The organism is Nostoc sp. WHI (assembly GCF_015714725.1).
Classification (GTDB): Bacteria; Cyanobacteriota; Cyanobacteriia; order Cyanobacteriales; family Nostocaceae; genus Nostoc.
This window is the reverse complement of record NZ_WBKM01000294.1, coordinates 48,047-67,048: the sequence shown is the minus strand read 5'-3', so window position 1 is coordinate 67,048 and position 19,002 is coordinate 48,047. Positions and strand designations below refer to the sequence as shown.

The window sequence follows — 19,002 nt, the reverse complement described above, 5'->3', positions numbered from 1 at the left end:
CTCATGGGGGAAACCCCCAAGACCGCGCTGCTTCACCAAAATCTAAAATTGAATTGCCCAATGACAAATGACAAAATTTAAGATGGTGTGAGGAATTGGGTTATGAAGTATATTCCATATTCGGTTTCAGTTCTAGGAGCAGGCTTGGTCTTGAGTTTAGCAATGAGTACTCAGCGAGTGCAAGCTCAAGTAGCCTATGGCAGTTATATTGGTATAGGCCCCACTGTCGGTATTACCGATGGTATCCAATTCGGGGGGGTTATAGCCGGACGCTACAAGCTTTTGGAAGCACCAATTTCACTCCGCGCCCAAGTGTTAATTGGTAATAATACGGCGGTTGTACCAACGGTTTCCTACGATTTCCCCCTCAACTGGCAAGCTGATGCCTATTTAGGTGCTGGGTTAGTTTTGGCTGGTGGTGGTGGTTCTTCTCCTGTGGGCGACAAAATTAGTTTTGCTTTACAACCGGGCATTGATTATATGATCCCAAATAGTAATACTGTGATTTTTGGCAACGCCATCATTGCTTTTGATGCCTATCGTGATAGCGGTGGTACAGCTATTTCCGTCCAAGGTGGTGTTGGTTTGAGATTTTAATGGGCAGATGAAAACCCTATAGCGATCGCTATTCCGAAGAAGCGTTAAAGTTCATTGCAAATTAAGATGTTAATCCAAACAACGTGATAATTTTTGGTCATGAAGAGAGACAGCACAGGATTAATACAGGAGAATACAGTGGCAATGGAATCAAATTTATTAACGGATGCGGGCGCAGATGAAATGAATCAAGATTTCAGTGAATATGTCGCCAACCTGCAACTTCACATGACTTTGCAAGCTCGCAATCTTGTTCCAACCCTGAAACAAACACTGGTAGATAGTCGCCATCAATTACTCCATCAAACCCAAGCCCACTTTGAAAAGCTAGTTTCTCGACAAGGGCTATAATATATATACAAATTTTAATCAAAATTCCAATAAAATAAAGGCAGATGTTGTTGGGTCAATACCAATGGTGTTCTCACAAAGTCTGCTTTTTTAAGTATTTAGTTACCAAAATCACCCTTTTTGCATAATACGTAGAGAGCAGAAAGTAGTTAAGATGATTGCAGCAGTTCCTTTGAAGAGCAGTTAGTTAAGACTAAATGGCGGCTCGAATTAAAATGACTTCATTACTTCCCCGAAACCTCAACGTTGTCATCCGACCATTCCAATACCGGGATCTGGACGGGATTGAACGCATAACTCAAGAGTCATTCGCAGCCCTCACTCCCAAGGGAGCAGGTTTTGCCATCAACCAGATGCAAAGGCTGCATCGCTGGTATGGATTACTCAAATTTTTGAGTTGGTTTCCTAACCCGCTTCAGTATCACCTCTGTGCCTACGTAGCAGAGCAGGGGCGTGTACTTCTAGGGATGATTCAAGTGTCACCTTTTAACCGGACACGCAGCACTTGGCGGATTGACCAAGTACTGTTGGAGCGTGGTGTCGATAAACAAGGAATTGGCTCGCAACTTTTGCGTCATTGCTTTGAATCAATTTTGGAAGCTCGCACTTGGCTACTGGAAGTTAACATCAACGACATAGAGGCGCTGGCACTATATCGACAAAATGGATTTCAGCGTCTGGCAGAAATGACATACTGGGAAATTGGGCCAGAATTACTGGCTGAATTGGCACAAGCAGAGCCAGATTTGCCCAATCTCTTGCCAGTGAGCAATGCTGATGCCCAGTTGCTATATCAACTAGATACAGCATCTATGCCACCTCTAATCCGTCAGGTTTTTGACCGCAACACCCGCGACTTTAAAAGCAGTTTGTTCGGCGCTTTAACTGATGCAGTGAAGCAATGGGTGACGAAAACAGAAGTAGTGAGTGGCTACGTATTTGAACCCCAACGCAAAGCTGCGATCGGCTATTTTCAGGTGCAACTTGACCGTAAGGGCGAAGTACCCCACGTGGCAACGTTGACGGTTCATCCTGCTTACACCTGGCTATATCCAGAATTGCTATCTCAACTGGCTCGTATTGCCCAAGATTTTCCTCAGCAAGGGTTACAACTAGCTTCCTCAGATTATCAGGCAGAGCGAGAAGAGTATTTGGAGCGAATTGGGGCAAAACGCATAGAACATACATTAATCATGTCTCGCTCTGTGTGGCACAAACTACGGGAGTCTAAATTCGTTTCCTTAGAAGGAATTCAGTGGACTGATATGCTACAAGGTCTACAACCAGCACGCAAACCCATACCAGGTGGGATGTCATGGGTACAGCCAGGAAAGTCGCCATCGTCAGATAAACCACTACCAAGTAAGCCAGAACCGATTAACTTTTCGGGAAAAAACCCTAGCATTGAAGCATTGCCGATTCCTGAATCAGCAGATGCAGAGCAGGAGAATTAGTGTGATTCCACAGGAGCCACCAAAACCGTTTATTTCAGCGTTGGGACTAGATTTTGGTCGCAAGCGGATTGGTGTGGCAGGGTGCGATCGCACGGGTTTAATTGCCACCGGGATTACCACAATTGAGCGCGCGTCTTTTGAGCAGGATGTCGAGCAAATCCGACAGATAGTTAATGAACGCGAGGTGCAAATTCTCGTGATGGGCTTACCTTATTCAATGGATGGCTCCTTGGGATTTCAGGCGCGTCAAGTTCAGAAATTTACTACAAGACTCGCTAAGGCTCTGAAACTGCCTGTGGAGTATGTGGATGAGCGATTAACTTCATTCCAAGCAGAGCAACTGATGATCGCCCAGAACCTCTCACCGTCACGCAATAAAGGTTTGATTGACCGGAAGGCAGCTTCTTTGATTTTGCAACAATGGCTAGATGTTAAGCGCGCTAGTTCCCGCAGTTCGGTGGCAGCTATTGAGTATTGATACCTTTTAACATGATATTCTGAAAACGATTACCCAGCAGTTGTATCTATGTCTAAAGCTATTTGGTTGACATGAACTGTCATTAAATAGTAAAGCGATTTTCAAACTTGCTGGTATTTATTTATTAAGTTATACATTTGGCCATGTTTCCCTCTCCATTTCCTGAAGAAAACGATAACGCTCATGCGGGTTCCATCACTTTAACCGATGACAAAGGGCGATCGCTCGAATGTTACGTAGAGCATTCCCTGGAGGTAGATGGACAAGAATACGTTTTACTTCTTCCTGTAGACTCACCTGTAGAAATTTTTTCTTGGGAAGGTGAGGGTGAGGAAGAAGAAGCGGTTCTGGTAGAAGACGACACCACCATTGAGCAAATTTTTGGTACTGCCCAAGCTGTACTATCTGAGCAGAATCTGATATTGAAGAACACAGCCTATGCTCTGACAGTTGAAGGTGATTTACCACCAGTTGAAGAATCAGAACTTTTCACCTTAGAAATCGAAGACGAAGAGGCAGAGTTAGAGCCGGAGCAATTACAGCTACTTGCTAGTTTCTATGATGAAGATCAGGAGTATGCAATTTATACGCCCCTCGATCCCCTGTTGTTTTTTGCACGGATAGCAAAAACAGGTCAACCTGAATTACTCTCTCCAGAGGAGTTTCGCAAAGTACAGCCTCTATTAGAGGAACATCTTTTTAATGAGGTGGAATAAGATTAAAAATTCAAAATGAAAATGTTACATTTTGAATTTTTTAATTGGGATTTCTCGTTTTAATCACAATCTACTTTAACCTTTTGCCATGTCCCATTAAATATGGAAGCAATGAAACTTTCACATCCAATTGGGACAATTAGTATTGTTTAAAATTCTGGAAAAAGCATTTTAGTTGGTAGAGATTTTCAATCCAAAATCCAAAATTGGTATGAGGTGCTGAAAATGACTTATAGCGACTTTACATTAAGTAAATTTAAAAAGTCATTCAGCATCCACATTGATGAAGAAACTGATTTATTTGCAAACATAAAACCTTTACAGGCAAGCGATAAACTCACAAATTATTTAGAAGAAACTATAGAACTAGCTTTAGCAATTAATACTGAAAAAGCTCGTTCAGAAATGATTATTACTCCAATATTATTGGAGATAAGACGCCGAGCTAATTATCCAATTAGTTTGTTTTCAGGAACAGATTTTAATGTAGATGCAGAAAAAGGCCTGAATGGCTATTGTGACTTTATCATTAGTCGTTCTAAAGAGCAACTAACAATTAATGTGCCTGTTGTGGTTATTATTGTTGAAGCCAAAAATGAAAATATTAAAGGTGGATTAGGTCAGTGTGCGGCGGCAATGTTGGCATCACAATTGTTCAATCAACAAGAAGGAAACGAAATTAGAAAAATTTACGGTGCAGTAACAACGGGGGACATTTGGAAGTTTTTGAAGTTAGAAGAAAACAATATACTTATTGATTTGAATAATTATTACATCAAAGAAATAGATAAGATTTTAGGAATTTTATCTCAAAGTGTTCAGGACGATATTCCAGGATGGAGTTCGACTAACTAAACTGTATTAGGTTATGCTCATTTGTCTGGAGCTACTTACGTTTACCTGTTGACTATGACTTGGAACAATCTTTTACAGCCTGACTTGATTTTAGAGGGTTCAGTATTGAACCTGACACCAAATATTATCCAACAATACGGGCTGAAGGGGCTGGTGTTGGATGTAGATGAAACCTTAGTACCCTTTACAGTGGGTATGGCTTCCCCGGAACTACGAGAATGGGTAGAAGAAATCCGTGCTTGTACTGCATTGTATTTGGTGAGTAATAATCTGAGTGAAGCGCGAATTGGTGGAATTGCCCGATCGCTAAACTTGCCTTACTACTTAGGTGCAGCCAAGCCTTCCCGACGCAAAATTAGGGCAGCACTTAGGGGAATGGATCTACCGGTGCATCAAGTAGGGATGGTGGGCGATCGCTTGTTTACCGATGTCATAGCTGGTAATCGCCTGGGGATGTTTACAATTTTGGTTGAACCAATTGTCCATGCAGACGCGATCCTGCGATCGCATCCCATCCGCAACTTTGAAGTTTGGGTATCTGAAATATTAGGAGCCTCTATTACCCCCAAGAAAACTAAGATTCAGAAAAGGTGATAAATCGTCAGGAAAGTAAATCTAAAGAAATGATTAAAGAATCTGAATGCAAGCCAAAAATCGGGGATCATAAGTATTAATAACATGGGGTCAGCCAAAAAAGACTCTAGTACATACTAAGTAAATATAAACCCGTAAAGCGTCAGCCTTCACTTATAGAGGGACTGGCGCTTTACAATTTTGGATTTTGGATTTTAGATTTTGGATTGAATCTAAAATAACGTGAGATCGACGGATAGGAAAGCTCAGAAAGGTTGCTAGATATGAATTTGCTCAACTGGGCAGACCACAATACGGTTCGGTTAACATATTTGGCTCTCGGAGATCCCCCCAACCCCCCTTAAAAAGGGGGGCTTTGTTTCCTATTTACTCCGTTTTTAAGGGGGTCTAGATTAAAGAGAAACTAATTGACAAACATGACCCGCTACTATTTGCCATCGATCTTGACGCATTGCCCAGACGCGAGTAAAGCGATAAGTACCTGAAAAAGCTTGCCGATCGTGAATTCCCGCCAGATATGTTTTAACTGCGACCACAGCAAAATTATCATAATTAAGAATTTGTTGATCGTCAATTTCGACCTTAGTAAACTTATGCATTCCACTACGATGTGCATCCAAATCGTATTGTTTATCGACTACTAAACCTGTATGCATGGTGAAAATCAGATCGTCAGCAATTAATTCATCTAAGATCGGCACATCGCTATCGAGCATTGCTTGTCGCAATTTTTCTTCTAATCTCTCGATCGTCGTCATCTTGATTGACTCTCCTGATATTATTACGATTGATTTTAGAAAGGGCAATGGCTGGGAAATTAGAGAAAATTTTAACTCGGCTGCCCTGGAACTCATAAGTTATTTTTTCTTAAACAAACCGTATTGCAAAATGTCTAATCTGAATCTAAAATCTAAAATCTAAAATTCAAAGATGGCATTAACAATTGTTGTCAAAATCGGTACTTCTAGCCTAACTCAACCAGAAACGGGACAATTAGCACTTTCTACCATCGCTACCTTAGCGGAAACACTCTGCCATTTAAGACACCAGGGACATCGAGTAATTTTGGTCTCCTCTGGCGCTGTGGGGGTGGGTTGTGCGCGGTTGGGCTTAACTGAACGCCCCAAAGCGATCGCACTGAAACAGGCTGTAGCGGCAGTTGGACAAGGCAGGTTAATCCGTATATATGATGATTTATTTAGTACTCTGCAACAAGCGATCGCCCAAGTATTGCTGACTCGTAGTGACTTGGTACAGCGCAGCCGCTATCTCAATGCCTACAATACTTTTCAGGAACTATTGGGACTGGGAGTAATTCCTATAGTCAATGAAAATGATACCGTAGCAATAGACGAACTAAAATTCGGTGATAACGACACCCTTTCGGCATTGGTTGCCAGTTTAGTAGAGGCAGATTGGTTATTTTTGCTTACCGATGTAGATAGGCTCTATTCAGCTGATCCGCGTTCCGTACCAGATGCCCAGCCAATCGCTTTAGTTAGTAGCATTAAGGAATTAGCAGAATTACAGATACAAACAGGTTCCCAAGGCTCTCAGTGGGGTACTGGGGGTATGGCGACAAAAATTTCGGCTGCGAGGATTGCGATCGCGGCTGGAGTTCGTACCGTAATTACCCAAGGGCGATTTCCCCAGAATATCGAAAAAATTCTTCAAGGTGAACTTATTGGGACGCATTTTGAACCGCAACCTGAACCAACTTCTGCGCGTAAACGTTGGATAGCTTACGGTCTTTTACCTGCGGGTAAATTGTATTTAGATGAAGGTGCGATCGCGGCAATTTCTCTAGCAGGAAAATCGTTATTAGCTGCTGGAATTAAGGCAGTAGAAGGAGAGTTTGACACACAGGACGCTGTGCAATTGTGTGACACCAACGGTAACGAAATTGCTAGAGGACTTGTAAATTACAACAGCAATGAACTGCAAAAAATTTGCGGGTGTCATTCGCGGGAAATTCCCACAATTTTAGGTTATGCCGGTGCGGAAACCGTGATTCACCGAGATAATTTGGTTTTGATTTAAGATGGAAATGAGATAAATTTTGTGACTACTAACTGGGAGAGTAAGAAATATTATGACTCAAACGTTAGAAAATGCTGTTAGCTTACCAGAAGAACAACGCTTCTTTCGACATGGGTTAAGTTGGGAACAATTCAAAGCGATTCAAGCTAGCTTTGAAAATGTGCCAGGGGTGCGGCTATTTTATTGTGAGGGAGTCTTAGAAATTGTGACCATTGGTAAGCCTCATGAAGTAATTAAGTGTTTAATTGCTGGACTATTGATTACTTATTTTGAAGTCAAAGGCATTGAATTTTTCCCTAGTGGGAGTTTTAGCCAGATTATTCCCAAGATAGTAGAATATCAAGCAGATTTATCTTATTGCTTTGGAACGGACAAATCTGTACCAGACTTATGCATTGAAGTAGTGATTACTAGCGGTAGTCCCATCAAGCTACAGAAGTACAAATTAATGCAAGTAAGAGAAGTTTGGTTTTGGGAAGATGGCACAATTGAAGTTTACTGCTTACGAGAACAAGAATATGAGAAAGTTGTTAAAAGTGAGTTATTCACAGAATTAGATTTATCCCTGCTCAATCGTTGTCTTTTGTTATCGTCTCCCTTGGAAGCGATTAGAGAGTTTCGCCAAGTTATTCAGCAGTAATAGTAGATTGAAATTAAAGAAAAGCAACGAAATAAAAAAGTCACTTTTACTGATAAGCCGTATCCAGTAATCAGACAAAAAATAATTTATCTATCTTACCAAATTGTCTGAATAATTGTTAATGCCTGAATTCGCAGATCGCGAGTAACTAAAGGAAGGCGCAAATACAAAGCAGTAGCAGCAATAATTCTATCTGGCATATCTGGTACAATATCTCGCGGAATCTGAGATAGTATTTGAGCAATTGTTATATCTAAAGGTGCAATCGCTAAACCAGTCCGAGGATTAGATAAAGCCTCAATTAACTGTTCAAATGCTGCTTTTGGTAAGCGATATTTTTCTGCCAGATAAGCTACTTCCACTACAGAAATTGCAGATACATAAACTGGATCGCCAGCGCTAATCGCCCTATCGAAAGCCGCAATCGCAGCTTCTGATAATTTGCTTGATTCCCGCAAATACCAAACAATTGCATGAGTATCCGCTACAACTGCTACCATTATTAAATATCTTCCTCTGCAAAATTTCCCCACATCTCTTTTCGAGCTTGAGCAATATCTTCTTCTGTAATATCAATGTCTAAGCCAGCCCATAGTCCCTTAACGCTGCGTAGTGGAGGTTTTGGAGTAATTTTTTGGTGAAGAAAATCAGCAAAATTTAATACCTCTTGCTGTTTATCTATAGGTAATTGCCGCAATTTTTCTAAAACAGCTTGCTCAATGTTCATGCATTTTTCTCCTTTTAACTATTAGACTTTTTGCGGTCAACTTTGTAAATTGTCCAATAGATATAATCTCCTTAAAGCAAATATCAAACTAACATAGAAGCGATCGCCACCGCCCCCCACAACGGCGCATCATCCCCCAGCACCGCAGGCACAATTTCAAAATCAACTTCTGGCAAAGCTGTTTCCCGCGCCACCAGTTGCATCACCTGCCAAAAATCCGCCCCCGCCTTCATCACACCACCTCCCAATACAAAGCGCTGCGGATTCATCAAGTTCGCTACATTGCCAATACCTACACCCAGCGCCCAAGCAGCTTTGTGCAGAACTTCCTTCGCCAAATCATCTCCAGCCACCGCCGCTTCACTTACCAATTGCCCCGTAAATAAGTTTAAATTATCTCCCACCAAACTCCTTAAAACCTCTCCTCGTTGACGCTTCGGCAGTTGGGTTTCCAAAAGTTCCCTAGCATTCTGCGCCATATAAGGCCCCGACGCAAAACGTTCCACACATCCCCGCTTACCACATAAACAAACTGGCCCGGCAGGATCTACAACGATATGTCCAATTTCGCCAGCCATCCCACCAGCACCCCGCCAAGGATTACTGTTGAGTATCCAACCACCACCCACGCCAGTGCTGACAGTTATGTAAAACAGGCTATCATATCCCTGTCCCGCACCAAAGCGGTGTTCACCCAAAGCAGCAACGTTAGCATCGTTGTCTACACCAACAGGAACACCAAACTCATCTTCTAACAAGCCTTTGAGGGGAATGTTTTCCCATCCGGCAACATGATGAGATAGTCGCACCGTCCCCGTAAAAGCATCAACTGGCCCCCCAAAGCTGACACCGATCGCAGCAGGTTTTGTGTCTTGCAGCAGCGAGTAAATGAGCGATCGCATAATTTCCAAGTCAGTACTAGCATTTGCATTCGCTGGCGAGAGTCGGCGTTCATAACGCAACCACTTTCTAGAACCGATATTTACAGTCGCCGCCGCTAGTTTAGTTCCGCCAAAATCGAGAGCTAAAATTAATGTCATACTTTTTTATGCTCCTCATAACCATAGGTAGTTTCATTCTCAAGAAAGATGTTTGTGGTCAAAATAAATTCAACACTAGAGAAAACCACATTATTTAGCAACTTATGACTACCGAGCAACCAAAACCACTTATTGATTTGTCTCACGCCAAAGAACCTCCTCGTTCTATCAATCTCGATGAGGCTAAGGAAGCGGCTCCCCTTGAACCGGAAGAAGTTAGCGGACAGATCGAGGATGACCCTCTTCATAATGCTTTTAATCGCCAAGAGGAAAGCAGAGAAAATGTTGGAGATTTTGCTAACGTTCCCGGTGCAAGCAAGTTGCAATAGGACTGATAAATATTATTGACTTACTCACCTGTGCTTAAGTCAAGTACTTTGTCAATAAACTGTTGCAATCGTTCATAATGTGAGCCTTTCCAATAAATGCGATTGCAGTCTTGACAACGCTGGAATTCATCAATCTGCGTAGCTTGCCGCCGTAGGCATCGCACATTTTCTGGTACTTGGTCAATAATGGATTGCTTATCTACAAATTCTAATAATCCATTACAACGCAAACACCGTTTAAATGGTAAGATTAATTTAGACAACTCGAAGCGTTGCAGTACTTCTATGATTTGTTGTTGAGGGTTAGTGTTTCTAACATAATACCCATGCGTTACCAAACTACGCATCAATAGACCTTTATCACGAGTTAAGAGAACCCGCGCTTCGCTGTAGGATATTTGGGCTAATTTATCATCCTCGTAGTCATTGCGGTATAAAGTATCAAAACCTAAAAGTCGTAGAGATGTCGCAAGCTTCCCCAAATGAATATCTAAAACAAAGCGAATAATATTAAGCGGTTTTGGCAGAACAGAAACACTTGGTACAATAACACTCTTAACAGAAATTGGATAAACATTGATAGTGTCTCCATCGAAAACTATGTAAGAAAAATTTACATATTCCCCATTAACATTGATAAAATAAACTTCTGGATGAGGGACACCCAAGGACTCAATCATGTCCTTAATTGAGGCTTTCTCCTCAAAAAAATGAGAGATTTTCGCCAGCTTGTGATGCCGTGGTAAAAAATGATTCAATTCTGCGTGAAAGTAGAAATATGCGATCGCCATAGCCACAGATATTTGGATTAGTAAGGGTACACAGATGTGCTATCCTACTGGCAATAATTTGTCACAATTGCAAAATCTTATCTATTAGATTGAAAGCATCAATGCTTGTTCTAGTCAGCTATCTCCACTATAAAATGCCCATTAACCTTGATTTAACCAACCTCTTGGAGGCTACATAATTATAAAGAACTTATAAATATTATCAAATACTTGCATTTATTATTGACTTCAGCTAAAGTCAAGGCAGATGCCTATCATCAAACCCTGACATAAGTTTCAGTAAGTTAGATTAGGTAAAAAGCTAAATACCAGGTTTGTTAATGTTGATATGAGTGACGCTGCTAATAATTAGTCACTAGTTTTGATTATTACTTATCGTGCATAGAGTATGGGGCGTAAAGCATTTACCCCTAATTTAGTAATTTTTATTTTTTCTCATCTAATTGAGAATTATTTGCAATATGTGTGCATTTATAGATACATTAAAAGCAGATAGTGTACAAGATTTATTAAAACAGTATTGGCTTGCCAAAGCAGCAACTGCTTATCAAGTGTTTCCGCATCTACCATATTTGATTTTGCCAAAAAAACCAACTTCAGAAAATCCAAGTTTCAGCAAGTGAAAATTTATGAAATACCAGATAACAATAAAACTAGATACAAAATTAACGCCGCTACTACGGAAAAATATCTCTTGACATTGTTTATGTCTATTGTGGAAAATTTATTAATGGGGAAGAGGTTAATTAGAAATGATGTTATAAAATTGCTACCTAGTTTTAACTGTGAAATACATATTGTTCTTTTTTATCTCCTTGAGTTAAGGATATTGTAGTTTCTAATACCTTTTGTCCATAAAATACGTTAATGAGTATAGCTAGATGAATACTGTTTTTTGTTCTGACTCTTCACGGCAAGCAGGAGAAGATGTTATTGGTAGTGCCACAAATTACCAAACTTATATTTTAGTTGAGTGTCCGTTACCTTGGACATCAGAAGCCTTTAATTCCAAGTGGGTGCCCCAGAATTTGAGGATTTTGGTAGAAGAAGTGAAGCGTGCTAAATTACCAATTAGATTCCTCTTAATTGCTAATGATATATCACACAGAATAAATTACACTACGCTTTTGATTTATCAAAGAAAAGAGGGACTGAGTAATGGTTTCTGCAAGCAAGAGTTTAAGTTAGCAAATATTGAGCAAGTAGCAGCAGTTGTCCAAAAATGGTTATGGGGTATCAGTTCTAATTCTGAAGTAGAAACTGATGAAAGTAGAGATATTTTAGTGTGTACCCACGGTAGTCATGATAAGTGCTGTGCCAGATATGGCGCTCCCTTTTACTTCAAGTTAACAGCGACTATTGCTGACTTATGCTTGGATAATGTACGAATTTGGAAATCATCGCACTTTGGTGGACATCGGTTTGCACCAACAGTTATAGACTTGCCAGAAGGAAGATATTACGGTGTTCTCGATCAAGATTCATTCAGATCGATTCTGAACCGCACTGGCGATATTCAATGCTTAAATAAAGTCTATCGAGGTTGGGGAATTCTACCTCCTGCACTTCAGATTTTGGAAAGAGAACTAATCTTTCGTAACGGATGGGATTGGTTTAACTACAAAGTTGTAGGCAAAATTTTGGAGCAAAGTTTAGACAACAATACTATTCTAGGTGAACTAAGTTTTGAACAACCTTCTGGTTCTCTCTACACTTATCAGGCTAAACTTGTGAAAGATGAAACCAAGACTCAACAACTGAAGAGTTCATGCAATGCTACACAAGAGTTGGTAATTACTAAATATGCTGTAGCTAGTCTCTGGTTTGTCTCTAGTAAGGTAATGAGTTATAGTACGTAAAATATTTTTAAACGCAAAGGAACGCAAAGGGAAGCGCAAAGGAACGCGGAGTTTATGAATTAATTAAATGCTATATTTAGTACAAGATTTTATAACCTCGTAATAAAATCTTTGTGCTCCTCTGCGTTTCCCTTTGCGCCCCTTTGCGTTTAAATTCCAAATCTCGATTCAAGATTAAGCCATATTTAAGACTTTCCGTAATAGTATTTGATCTTCTAATTTAGCTTTTAAACGGCCATTTTCGATATCTCGAATCCAGCTTTGACTTTTACCTGTGAGCTTTGCCAACTCCCTTTGGGAAAGATTCAAGTTTTTTCGCGCTTGCAAAATCTGTTCACCCAGCAAATCGTTTGTAGTTTTGAGCTTCCTTTTGGCTTTAGCAGTTCTTGTTTTCCTTTTTTCTGATTCTGAAATTTGCTGATCCCATTCTGGTGGGAGTTCAAAAGCCAAAATCCGCGCATTCATTAGCAGATTCCACTTACCACGGGGGCCTGTGTCTGTGAGGCGAGTTTCGGAACCACCGTCATTAGTCCAAAATTCCAATGCTTCATCTGGATCTTCGGGAAGATCAACTAACTTCGCCCACAATGGTTGAATTTCTAAGGGATAAGTAACTGGATCGAAAAGTGGTTTCATTCCATAGTGATTGAGAATTTCTAAATCGCTTTCAAAAGTTCGCAACAAACGTTTGCGTTCTTCCCGTTGTCTGGATGCAAGGGCGACTTTTTCCTCACCGTAAGCAATACGCAGCAAGGTAGGAATGGTAATGCGTTGTTCTTTGCCCATTTTGGTTTTAAACAGCAACCACAGCATTAGTCGGACTGCGCCTTCATGTTGCTGCCAAATGCTCATGACTGTGGTTAGCAGCGTTTTGGGGAGACTACCGTATTGATAGAATGCCGTTCGCTCTTTACACGCTTGTTTGTTTAAGAAATACTGTGCCCATACGCCTGCTTTTACTTTAAAAGTTAGCCCAATCAGATGTTTGCATCCAAGATTGTCTTCTTGAAAATGGTGCTGAATGTCCACCAAGTGCCATAAGCGGCTTTCTTTAACAGAGAATCCGTTAATTCGACCTTGTTGAGGCCAGTCAATTGAGATAATCAGTGAGCAAGCTTGCTGGACAATATTTTTCATTAAAGCTAGCTTGGCAGCTTTGCTCAAGTCCTTGCGTTTCTCCATCCCCAAATATTTCTCAATTTGTCGCTCATCGATCGCAAATTCTTGCTCCCAAGGTTGCTCTAAGCCTGTGGCATAAGCTGCAAAAATTAGATGTATGCAAGCGGCTTTGATGTCAAGCCCCTCAATTGCTGCTAAATCTGTGGCCTTGTCGTTCACTTGGAATGGATCTTGGATGTGAAAAGCGATCGCACCTCGGCCTTGATTCACTTGTCGGCTGTAGCATAAGTAACCGTCTTCATCATTTTCCCAATGTAGGGATGTGCGTTGTGATAGGACATTACAAGCTTCCCAGATAGCGATCGCCGAAGCAAATGGGTTATTCTTGCCGTTAGAAAACAAATCTAAGCTAGTAGCATCTCTCGGTTCAACTTTGCATCTCCCCTTTTTTGCCTGCCAGGGAATCACAGAATTAGTTGGACAAGCTATCACACATTGCGGTTCTGAATAGTAGCCCTCACAATTGTTACAAAGACTAGGATCAATCCAATATTCATTGTTCTCTATTTTGATTGCACCCGTAGGACATTGGGGGCGGCAGTTGTCACATCCAACGCAACTGTTGTTAGGAATTGTATAAGGCATTTGGCTCTTTTCCTACTCTAATCGTTGAGATGTCTGGCTCAGTTCTCCCCTGGATGAGTCCTGTTTATTCATGACTCGCTACCACATCATCTTTGTGGCGAGAATAATCTTTTCTCACCATATTCACTCCCCACATCCATATTCTGACTTTGCATCCAATTGGAAACTATTTAAGGCTTTCAAACCGAGCCTAATAAAACTTCTTATTAACTATACATTTCATGAAAAAAATGATTAATTTGTTCGTACTGAGCTTAGAAGAAAATCTTAACATCTATTTTGTTAGGTACTTAATAAACATTTTAGCTTTGACCATAAAACCATGTAGAAAATGTTTTTAGGAGAAATTTAAGCCTGTTGCAATTTGACTTCATCTGATTTGTTAACAATTTTAATATTTAATACAGGATAAGATTCTGCCACAAGCTTTACAGTTACTTCATAAATCCATTATGTTTCTTTATTTGACAAAAAATATTTATTTTGTCATGATTTCTCTAAATAGTTGAATCACAGCTAAATTGAAAATTGTTGCTTTCTAAAATACATACTGCATATATCAAAATGTAACTAGTGAACATCTAAAATTGTATGTATACCGTTTATCTAGATTTATTTGCCTAAAATTAAATATATTTGAAAAAGAATATCATCAGTGTTATAGATATAGTTGCATTTGCGGGCAATAATAAAACTGCACGCCAGTTGCTTCAAGTCGGCGGAGCCGCCCAACGCACTGGCTTATCTACACGAGGCTTTATCCCCAATTTTTCTGCATGGGAATGGCTGATTGGGGGCTGCTGCCTCCAGTTAGATAGTGAGTCAGAGACTCAATGAATGCGTTCCTATGCTCCGCATGGGAACGAGGAGCATTAATTATTTGGCAATAGTTTTCATCTATTATTTGAAATAAAAAGTAATTTAGCATTGTGTTCAAAGTCATCTAAATTTGATGAGATAAAAGTAATTCTTGAATACCAAAAATAGAAAATATTAGGATAGTATGATGATTAAACCACAAACAGATTGATAGGCAAAATTGCCGAGGATTTATCATGGCACAACTAACCGGTTTGACATTTGGCGGTAAGACTTGGACACCAAAATTTGCTCAGGAAATCGACAAGGATAAATGTATCGGCTGTGGCAGATGCGTTAAAGTATGCGGTTACAATGTGCTAAGTTTGAAAGCGCTCAATGAAGAAGGGGAATTTGTAGAAGATGAAGATGATGAAGAAATTGAACGGAAAGTAATGGCAGTTACTTATCCTGATAATTGTATTGGTTGTGAAGCTTGTTCACGGATTTGCCCTAAGAATTGCTACACTCATGTTGCATTAAACAATTAAGGTTTTTGGAGTTAGTCAAAATTGTTGTTCATTCAAGGAGGCACTGTTTGTAGAAAGCGCCAATGCGCTAGGCAAGGTAATTTGAGGGGAATACTAAATAGTTACCAGAACTAATGAAAAGTTCACAGTAAACAAATCCGTAAATCGCAAATTGTTAACTATCAACAAATTTAAACTTGCTGCTAATATAGCCTAATCAATATTAGGACTAACAGTGCCCTCTTGGAACAACTAGCTTTTTTGAAAGCAGAGGGCTAACTTTGTGGTATGAGTTGAAATATAATTGGTAATTTTATGGGGGAAAGATATGGAAAAAATCTGGAAGTTTCCCCCATTTTTTATGGCTGCACGTTAGAAAGTTAATAAGTGAAAAGGGAATGGGGAGTAGGGAGTAGGGAGTAGGGAGTAGGGAATGGGGAATAAATAACAATGCCCAATGCCCAGTGCCCAATTCTTAGAAAATCACACATTTAAAGACGGTTTACAAAGCAGGTAGCATGTATGCAACAAGTTCCTGTTTCGCTATGGACTCTGGTTGCTGGGATAGTAGTTACAGCAATCAGCATTTGGATTGGTCACAACCACACTTTAATGCCGGAGCAAGCATCGCTACAAGCGCCTTTGGTAGACGGTTTTTTCAACGTCATGTTTACCATTGCGATCGCACTCTTCTTAGTGGTAGAAGGAACCATTGTACTTTTTTTGATTCAGTATCGTCGCCGTCGCGGTGATGATACCGATGGCTTACCAGTTGAAGGGAACGTTCCTTTAGAAATCTTTTGGACAGCAATCCCAACGGTGATTGTTCTCGGTTTGGGTATCTACAGTGTAGACGTTTTTAACCAAATGGGAGGCTTTGAGCCTGCGGGTCATCCTCATTCAGCAGCTCATGTTGCTCATCTGCCGGGAACCGCTCTTGCTGCCACATTAAGCGATACTTCCCAAGCAACTACTGCTCCAACAATTGCCCCTAAAATTGGTATCGGCGCGTCTCCTCAAACTCTAGACAAACTAGCCGATTTAGTTGTTGATGTCAAAGGGATACAGTACGCCTGGATATTTAATTACCCTGATAGTGGCATTACTTCTGGAGAATTGCACATACCCGTCGGTGCAGATGTGCAACTAAATCTTTCAGCACAAGATGTAATTCACTCATTCTGGGTGCCAAATTTCCGCCTGAAACAAGATGCACTTCCCGGTATCCCTACCGAACTACGATTTGTTGCCACCAAACCAGGTACATATCCCGTAGTTTGTGCTGAGTTGTGCGGTGGTTATCACGGTTCAATGCGGACACAGGTAATTGTCCACACACCAGAAGAATATGATAGCTGGCGGACAGAAAACCAGATTGCTCAACAGCAAAACCTAAATCAAGTCGTTGCCGTTAATCCAGCAGACTTATCAACATCAGAGTTTCTCGCGCCCCACACCCATGATATGGGAATTAGTGCAGCAACTCTAGAGTCAGTAGTCATTGGTCATTAGTCAAAAGATTTTGGATTTTAGATTTGCGTTAGCGAAGTACGAGCGTCTTTTAGATTGGTTCCGCCCACACGCGGCATAAACCAAAAAATTCTTTTAATCCAAAATCTAAAATCCAAAATTGTTTGACCCTGGACTTTGCATAGTGGTAAAAAATATGACGCAGGTAGGATTTCCCCGGAATACTCCACCAGAAGAAAATAAATCGGAAACTCTGGCGGTTGGCCACACTTCTCATCTGAAGGCGTGGAAATGGCAGGATTATTTTACATTTAATGTTGACCACAAGGTTATTGGTATTCAATACCTGGTGACGGCTTTTGTATTTTATCTCATCGGTGGACTGATGGCGATCGCTATCCGTGCCGAATTAGCAACACCAGATGCAGACTTACTCGACCCCAATCTGTATAACGCTTTCATGACCAATCACGGGACGATTATGATCTTCCTGTGGATTGTCCCTAGTGCCATTGGGGGATTTGGTAACTATTTGGTGCCGTTGATGGTTGGTGCTAGGGATATGGCTTTCCCGAAGTTGAATGCGATCGCCTTTTGGTTAAATCCGCCAGCAGGAGCGCTGATATTAGGTAGTTTCATTTTTGGCGGTTCGCAATCTGGTTGGACAGCTTACCCACCATTGAGCTTGGTGACAGCACCAATCGCTCAAACTATGTGGATACTTGCGATCGTTTTGGTGGGAACTTCTTCAATTTTGGGTTCGCTGAACTTTGTGATCACCATTTTGATGATGAAGGTTCCGAGCATGAAATGGGATCAAGTACCCTTGTTTTGCTGGGCAATCTTGGCAACCTCCTTACTGGCGCTACTTTCCACACCTGTATTAGCAGCCGGTTTAATTCTACTGTTGTTTGACCTCAACTTTGGCACCTCCTTCTTTAAACCAGATGCAGGCGGTAACGTTGTAATTTATCAACACCTATTTTGGTTTTATTCTCACCCGGCAGTATATTTAATGATTCTGCCCATCTTCGGCATCATGTCGGAGGTCATTCCAGTTCATGCTCGGAAGCCAATCTTTGGTTATAAAGCGATCGCTTATTCCAGTGTAGCCATCTGCGTTGTGGGTTTGTTCGTCTGGGTACACCACATGTTTACCAGTGGCACACCCGGCTGGATGCGGATGTTCTTCACCATCTCCACTCTTATAGTTGCAGTTCCCACTGGCGTCAAGATTTTTGCCTGGGTTGCGACCCTCTGGGGTGGTAAAATCCGCTTTACCACTGCGATGCTTTTCGCCATTGGCTTGTTATCCATGTTTGTCATGGGCGGCTTAAGCGGTGTGACGATGGGAACAGCCCCCTTTGATGTTCATGTCCACGACACATATTATGTAGTCGGACATTTCCACTACGTTCTGTTTGGCGGTTCCGTGTTTGGCATTTACGCCGGTATTTATCACTGGTTCCCCAAAATGACCGGACGAATGCTGAATGAAACCTGGGGACGCGTTCACTTTGCCCTGACCTTCATCGGCACAAATCTTACTTTTTTACCAATGCACGAGTTGGGTTTAAAAGGAATGCCGCGACGAGTGGCAATGTATGACCCTCAATTTATCGACCTCAATCAGATTTGTACCTTTGGTTCATTTGTTTTGGGGATATCGGTAATTCCCTTTGCCATCAACATGATTTACAGTTGGCTGAAGGGGCCTTTGGCAGGTGATAATCCTTGGCGAGCTTTGACTTTAGAATGGACAACTAGCTCACCACCCGCGATTGAAAACTGGGAAGTGTTGCCGATTGTCACTCATGGGCCTTATGACTACGGTCATGGTCATAGTACTGAAATACAGCCATCTGCAACGCCGGAAGCTGCTGCTTAGTTGCTAGTCTGTCAAGAAATAATTGAGAAGTAGAGATTGTTTGTAGTTGGCATTTGAGGGCTAAAGCGCCAACTACGAACC

22 protein-coding genes are annotated in these 19,002 nt (G+C 41.1%); 16 read left to right on the top strand and 6 right to left on the bottom strand.

Annotation, left to right across the window (positions count from 1 at the left end; all coding sequences use genetic code 11):
- Positions 1-102: 102 nt before the first annotated feature.
- The 7 genes from F8S12_RS30655 to F8S12_RS30625 all read left to right on the top strand — a co-directional run bounded on the left by F8S12_RS30655 (position 103) and on the right by F8S12_RS30625 (position 5,045).
- A complete protein-coding gene (locus F8S12_RS30655; protein ID WP_196520010.1) occupies positions 103-597 on the top strand; it encodes a hypothetical protein in 495 nt (164 codons plus the stop codon).
- A 144-nt stretch (positions 598-741) separates the two neighbouring features.
- Positions 742-948 carry a hypothetical protein gene (locus F8S12_RS30650; protein ID WP_104907762.1) on the top strand — a complete coding sequence of 69 codons (207 nt, stop codon included), beginning with the start codon at positions 742-744 and terminating at the stop codon, positions 946-948.
- Between the two features lie 197 nt (positions 949-1,145).
- Positions 1,146-2,402 (top strand): GNAT family N-acetyltransferase, encoded by a 1,257-nt coding sequence (locus tag F8S12_RS30645; RefSeq protein ID WP_196520009.1) that lies wholly within the window; start codon positions 1,146-1,148, stop codon positions 2,400-2,402.
- Between the two features lies 1 nt (position 2,403).
- Positions 2,404-2,880 carry a Holliday junction resolvase RuvX gene (gene ruvX / locus F8S12_RS30640; RefSeq protein WP_442946838.1) on the top strand — a complete coding sequence of 159 codons (477 nt, stop codon included), beginning with the start codon at positions 2,404-2,406 and terminating at the stop codon, positions 2,878-2,880.
- Positions 2,881-3,023: 143 nt separating this feature from the next.
- Entirely contained in the window at positions 3,024-3,596 is a 573-nt protein-coding gene (locus F8S12_RS30635) for a DUF3727 domain-containing protein (protein WP_196520007.1), read from the top strand.
- A gap of 225 nt (positions 3,597-3,821) precedes the next feature.
- The gene (locus F8S12_RS30630) at positions 3,822-4,451 is read left to right on the top strand and encodes a hypothetical protein (protein WP_196520006.1); all 630 of its coding nucleotides are present in this window, start codon (positions 3,822-3,824) and stop codon (positions 4,449-4,451) included.
- 54 nt (positions 4,452-4,505) lie between these two features.
- On the top strand, positions 4,506-5,045 hold the full coding sequence (locus F8S12_RS30625) for a YqeG family HAD IIIA-type phosphatase (RefSeq protein WP_196520005.1): 540 nt from the start codon (positions 4,506-4,508) through the stop codon (positions 5,043-5,045).
- 392 nt (positions 5,046-5,437) lie between these two features.
- Here the strand turns inward: F8S12_RS30625 and F8S12_RS30620 are convergent, their stop codons facing one another.
- On the bottom strand, positions 5,438-5,803 hold the full coding sequence (locus F8S12_RS30620; RefSeq protein ID WP_196520004.1) for a nuclear transport factor 2 family protein: 366 nt from the start codon (positions 5,801-5,803) through the stop codon (positions 5,438-5,440).
- Positions 5,804-5,975: 172 nt separating this feature from the next.
- On the opposite strand from F8S12_RS30620, the gene proB reads away from it, so the two are divergent.
- Positions 5,976-7,085, top strand: coding sequence for a glutamate 5-kinase (gene proB, locus F8S12_RS30615; RefSeq protein ID WP_196520003.1), 1,110 nt, complete (start codon positions 5,976-5,978; stop codon positions 7,083-7,085).
- Between the two features lie 52 nt (positions 7,086-7,137).
- Complete coding sequence (locus F8S12_RS30610) at positions 7,138-7,725, top strand: Uma2 family endonuclease (RefSeq protein WP_196520002.1); 588 nt, start codon at positions 7,138-7,140, stop codon at positions 7,723-7,725.
- A 95-nt stretch (positions 7,726-7,820) separates the two neighbouring features.
- Here F8S12_RS30610 and F8S12_RS30605 read toward each other — a convergent pair whose 3' ends face one another.
- The 3 genes from F8S12_RS30605 to F8S12_RS30595 form a co-directional block, all read right to left on the bottom strand.
- On the bottom strand, positions 7,821-8,225 hold the full coding sequence (locus tag F8S12_RS30605) for a type II toxin-antitoxin system VapC family toxin (protein ID WP_196520001.1): 405 nt from the start codon (positions 8,223-8,225) through the stop codon (positions 7,821-7,823).
- Positions 8,226-8,227: 2 nt separating this feature from the next.
- Positions 8,228-8,452 carry a DUF2281 domain-containing protein gene (locus F8S12_RS30600; RefSeq protein ID WP_196520000.1) on the bottom strand — a complete coding sequence of 75 codons (225 nt, stop codon included), beginning with the start codon at positions 8,450-8,452 and terminating at the stop codon, positions 8,228-8,230.
- 83 nt (positions 8,453-8,535) lie between these two features.
- Entirely contained in the window at positions 8,536-9,492 is a 957-nt protein-coding gene (locus F8S12_RS30595; protein ID WP_196519999.1) for an ROK family protein, read from the bottom strand.
- Between the two features lie 104 nt (positions 9,493-9,596).
- Here F8S12_RS30595 and F8S12_RS30590 point away from each other — a divergent pair, with 104 nt between their 5' ends.
- On the top strand, positions 9,597-9,821 hold the full coding sequence (locus F8S12_RS30590; RefSeq protein ID WP_196519998.1) for a hypothetical protein: 225 nt from the start codon (positions 9,597-9,599) through the stop codon (positions 9,819-9,821).
- Positions 9,822-9,841: 20 nt separating this feature from the next.
- Here the strand turns inward: F8S12_RS30590 and F8S12_RS30585 are convergent, their stop codons facing one another.
- Positions 9,842-10,612, bottom strand: a complete 771-nt coding sequence (locus F8S12_RS30585) for a Mut7-C RNAse domain-containing protein (protein WP_196520013.1) — start codon at positions 10,610-10,612, stop codon at positions 9,842-9,844.
- A gap of 461 nt (positions 10,613-11,073) precedes the next feature.
- On the opposite strand from F8S12_RS30585, the gene F8S12_RS30580 reads away from it, so the two are divergent.
- Positions 11,074-11,235: a hypothetical protein gene (locus tag F8S12_RS30580; protein ID WP_196519997.1), complete on the top strand. Its 162-nt coding sequence runs from the start codon at positions 11,074-11,076 to the stop codon at positions 11,233-11,235.
- A gap of 258 nt (positions 11,236-11,493) precedes the next feature.
- A complete protein-coding gene (locus F8S12_RS30575) occupies positions 11,494-12,471 on the top strand; it encodes a sucrase ferredoxin (RefSeq protein WP_196519996.1) in 978 nt (325 codons plus the stop codon).
- A 174-nt stretch (positions 12,472-12,645) separates the two neighbouring features.
- Here F8S12_RS30575 and F8S12_RS30570 read toward each other — a convergent pair whose 3' ends face one another.
- Positions 12,646-14,235, bottom strand: coding sequence for a helix-turn-helix domain-containing protein (locus tag F8S12_RS30570; RefSeq protein ID WP_196519995.1), 1,590 nt, complete (start codon positions 14,233-14,235; stop codon positions 12,646-12,648).
- A gap of 636 nt (positions 14,236-14,871) precedes the next feature.
- Between F8S12_RS30570 and F8S12_RS30565 the strand changes: the two genes are divergently transcribed.
- From F8S12_RS30565 to ctaD, 4 genes are all read left to right on the top strand, one after another.
- Positions 14,872-15,072, top strand: a complete 201-nt coding sequence (locus F8S12_RS30565) for a hypothetical protein (protein ID WP_196519994.1) — start codon at positions 14,872-14,874, stop codon at positions 15,070-15,072.
- A gap of 218 nt (positions 15,073-15,290) precedes the next feature.
- Complete coding sequence (fdxB, locus tag F8S12_RS30560) at positions 15,291-15,584, top strand: ferredoxin III, nif-specific (RefSeq protein WP_196519993.1); 294 nt, start codon at positions 15,291-15,293, stop codon at positions 15,582-15,584.
- Between the two features lie 501 nt (positions 15,585-16,085).
- Positions 16,086-17,075, top strand: a complete 990-nt coding sequence (locus F8S12_RS30555) for a cytochrome c oxidase subunit II (RefSeq protein WP_196519992.1) — start codon at positions 16,086-16,088, stop codon at positions 17,073-17,075.
- Between the two features lie 154 nt (positions 17,076-17,229).
- Positions 17,230-18,921, top strand: coding sequence for a cytochrome c oxidase subunit I (gene ctaD, locus F8S12_RS30550; RefSeq protein WP_196519991.1), 1,692 nt, complete (start codon positions 17,230-17,232; stop codon positions 18,919-18,921).
- Positions 18,922-19,002 lie beyond the last annotated feature (81 nt).

Bases quoted from the DNA above. Each gene is read 5' to 3' on its own strand.
- F8S12_RS30655 (WP_196520010.1), top strand. From the start codon at position 103: ATGAAGTATATTCCATATTCGGTTTCAGTTCTAGGAGCAGGCTTGGTC.
- F8S12_RS30650 (WP_104907762.1), top strand. From the start codon at position 742: ATGGAATCAAATTTATTAACGGATGCGGGCGCAGATGAAATGAATCAA.
- F8S12_RS30645 (WP_196520009.1), top strand. From the start codon at position 1,146: ATGGCGGCTCGAATTAAAATGACTTCATTACTTCCCCGAAACCTCAAC.
- F8S12_RS30635 (WP_196520007.1), top strand. From the start codon at position 3,024: ATGTTTCCCTCTCCATTTCCTGAAGAAAACGATAACGCTCATGCGGGT.
- F8S12_RS30630 (WP_196520006.1), top strand. From the start codon at position 3,822: ATGACTTATAGCGACTTTACATTAAGTAAATTTAAAAAGTCATTCAGC.
- F8S12_RS30625 (WP_196520005.1), top strand. From the start codon at position 4,506: ATGACTTGGAACAATCTTTTACAGCCTGACTTGATTTTAGAGGGTTCA.
- F8S12_RS30620 (WP_196520004.1), bottom strand. From the start codon at position 5,803: ATGACGACGATCGAGAGATTAGAAGAAAAATTGCGACAAGCAATGCTC.
- proB (WP_196520003.1), top strand. From the start codon at position 5,976: ATGGCATTAACAATTGTTGTCAAAATCGGTACTTCTAGCCTAACTCAA.
- F8S12_RS30610 (WP_196520002.1), top strand. From the start codon at position 7,138: ATGACTCAAACGTTAGAAAATGCTGTTAGCTTACCAGAAGAACAACGC.
- F8S12_RS30605 (WP_196520001.1), bottom strand. From the start codon at position 8,225: ATGGTAGCAGTTGTAGCGGATACTCATGCAATTGTTTGGTATTTGCGG.
- F8S12_RS30600 (WP_196520000.1), bottom strand. From the start codon at position 8,452: ATGAACATTGAGCAAGCTGTTTTAGAAAAATTGCGGCAATTACCTATA.
- F8S12_RS30595 (WP_196519999.1), bottom strand. From the start codon at position 9,492: ATGACATTAATTTTAGCTCTCGATTTTGGCGGAACTAAACTAGCGGCG.
- F8S12_RS30590 (WP_196519998.1), top strand. From the start codon at position 9,597: ATGACTACCGAGCAACCAAAACCACTTATTGATTTGTCTCACGCCAAA.
- F8S12_RS30585 (WP_196520013.1), bottom strand. From the start codon at position 10,612: ATGGCGATCGCATATTTCTACTTTCACGCAGAATTGAATCATTTTTTA.
- F8S12_RS30580 (WP_196519997.1), top strand. From the start codon at position 11,074: ATGTGTGCATTTATAGATACATTAAAAGCAGATAGTGTACAAGATTTA.
- F8S12_RS30575 (WP_196519996.1), top strand. From the start codon at position 11,494: ATGAATACTGTTTTTTGTTCTGACTCTTCACGGCAAGCAGGAGAAGAT.
- F8S12_RS30570 (WP_196519995.1), bottom strand. From the start codon at position 14,235: ATGCCTTATACAATTCCTAACAACAGTTGCGTTGGATGTGACAACTGC.
- fdxB (WP_196519993.1), top strand. From the start codon at position 15,291: ATGGCACAACTAACCGGTTTGACATTTGGCGGTAAGACTTGGACACCA.
- F8S12_RS30555 (WP_196519992.1), top strand. From the start codon at position 16,086: ATGCAACAAGTTCCTGTTTCGCTATGGACTCTGGTTGCTGGGATAGTA.
- ctaD (WP_196519991.1), top strand. From the start codon at position 17,230: ATGACGCAGGTAGGATTTCCCCGGAATACTCCACCAGAAGAAAATAAA.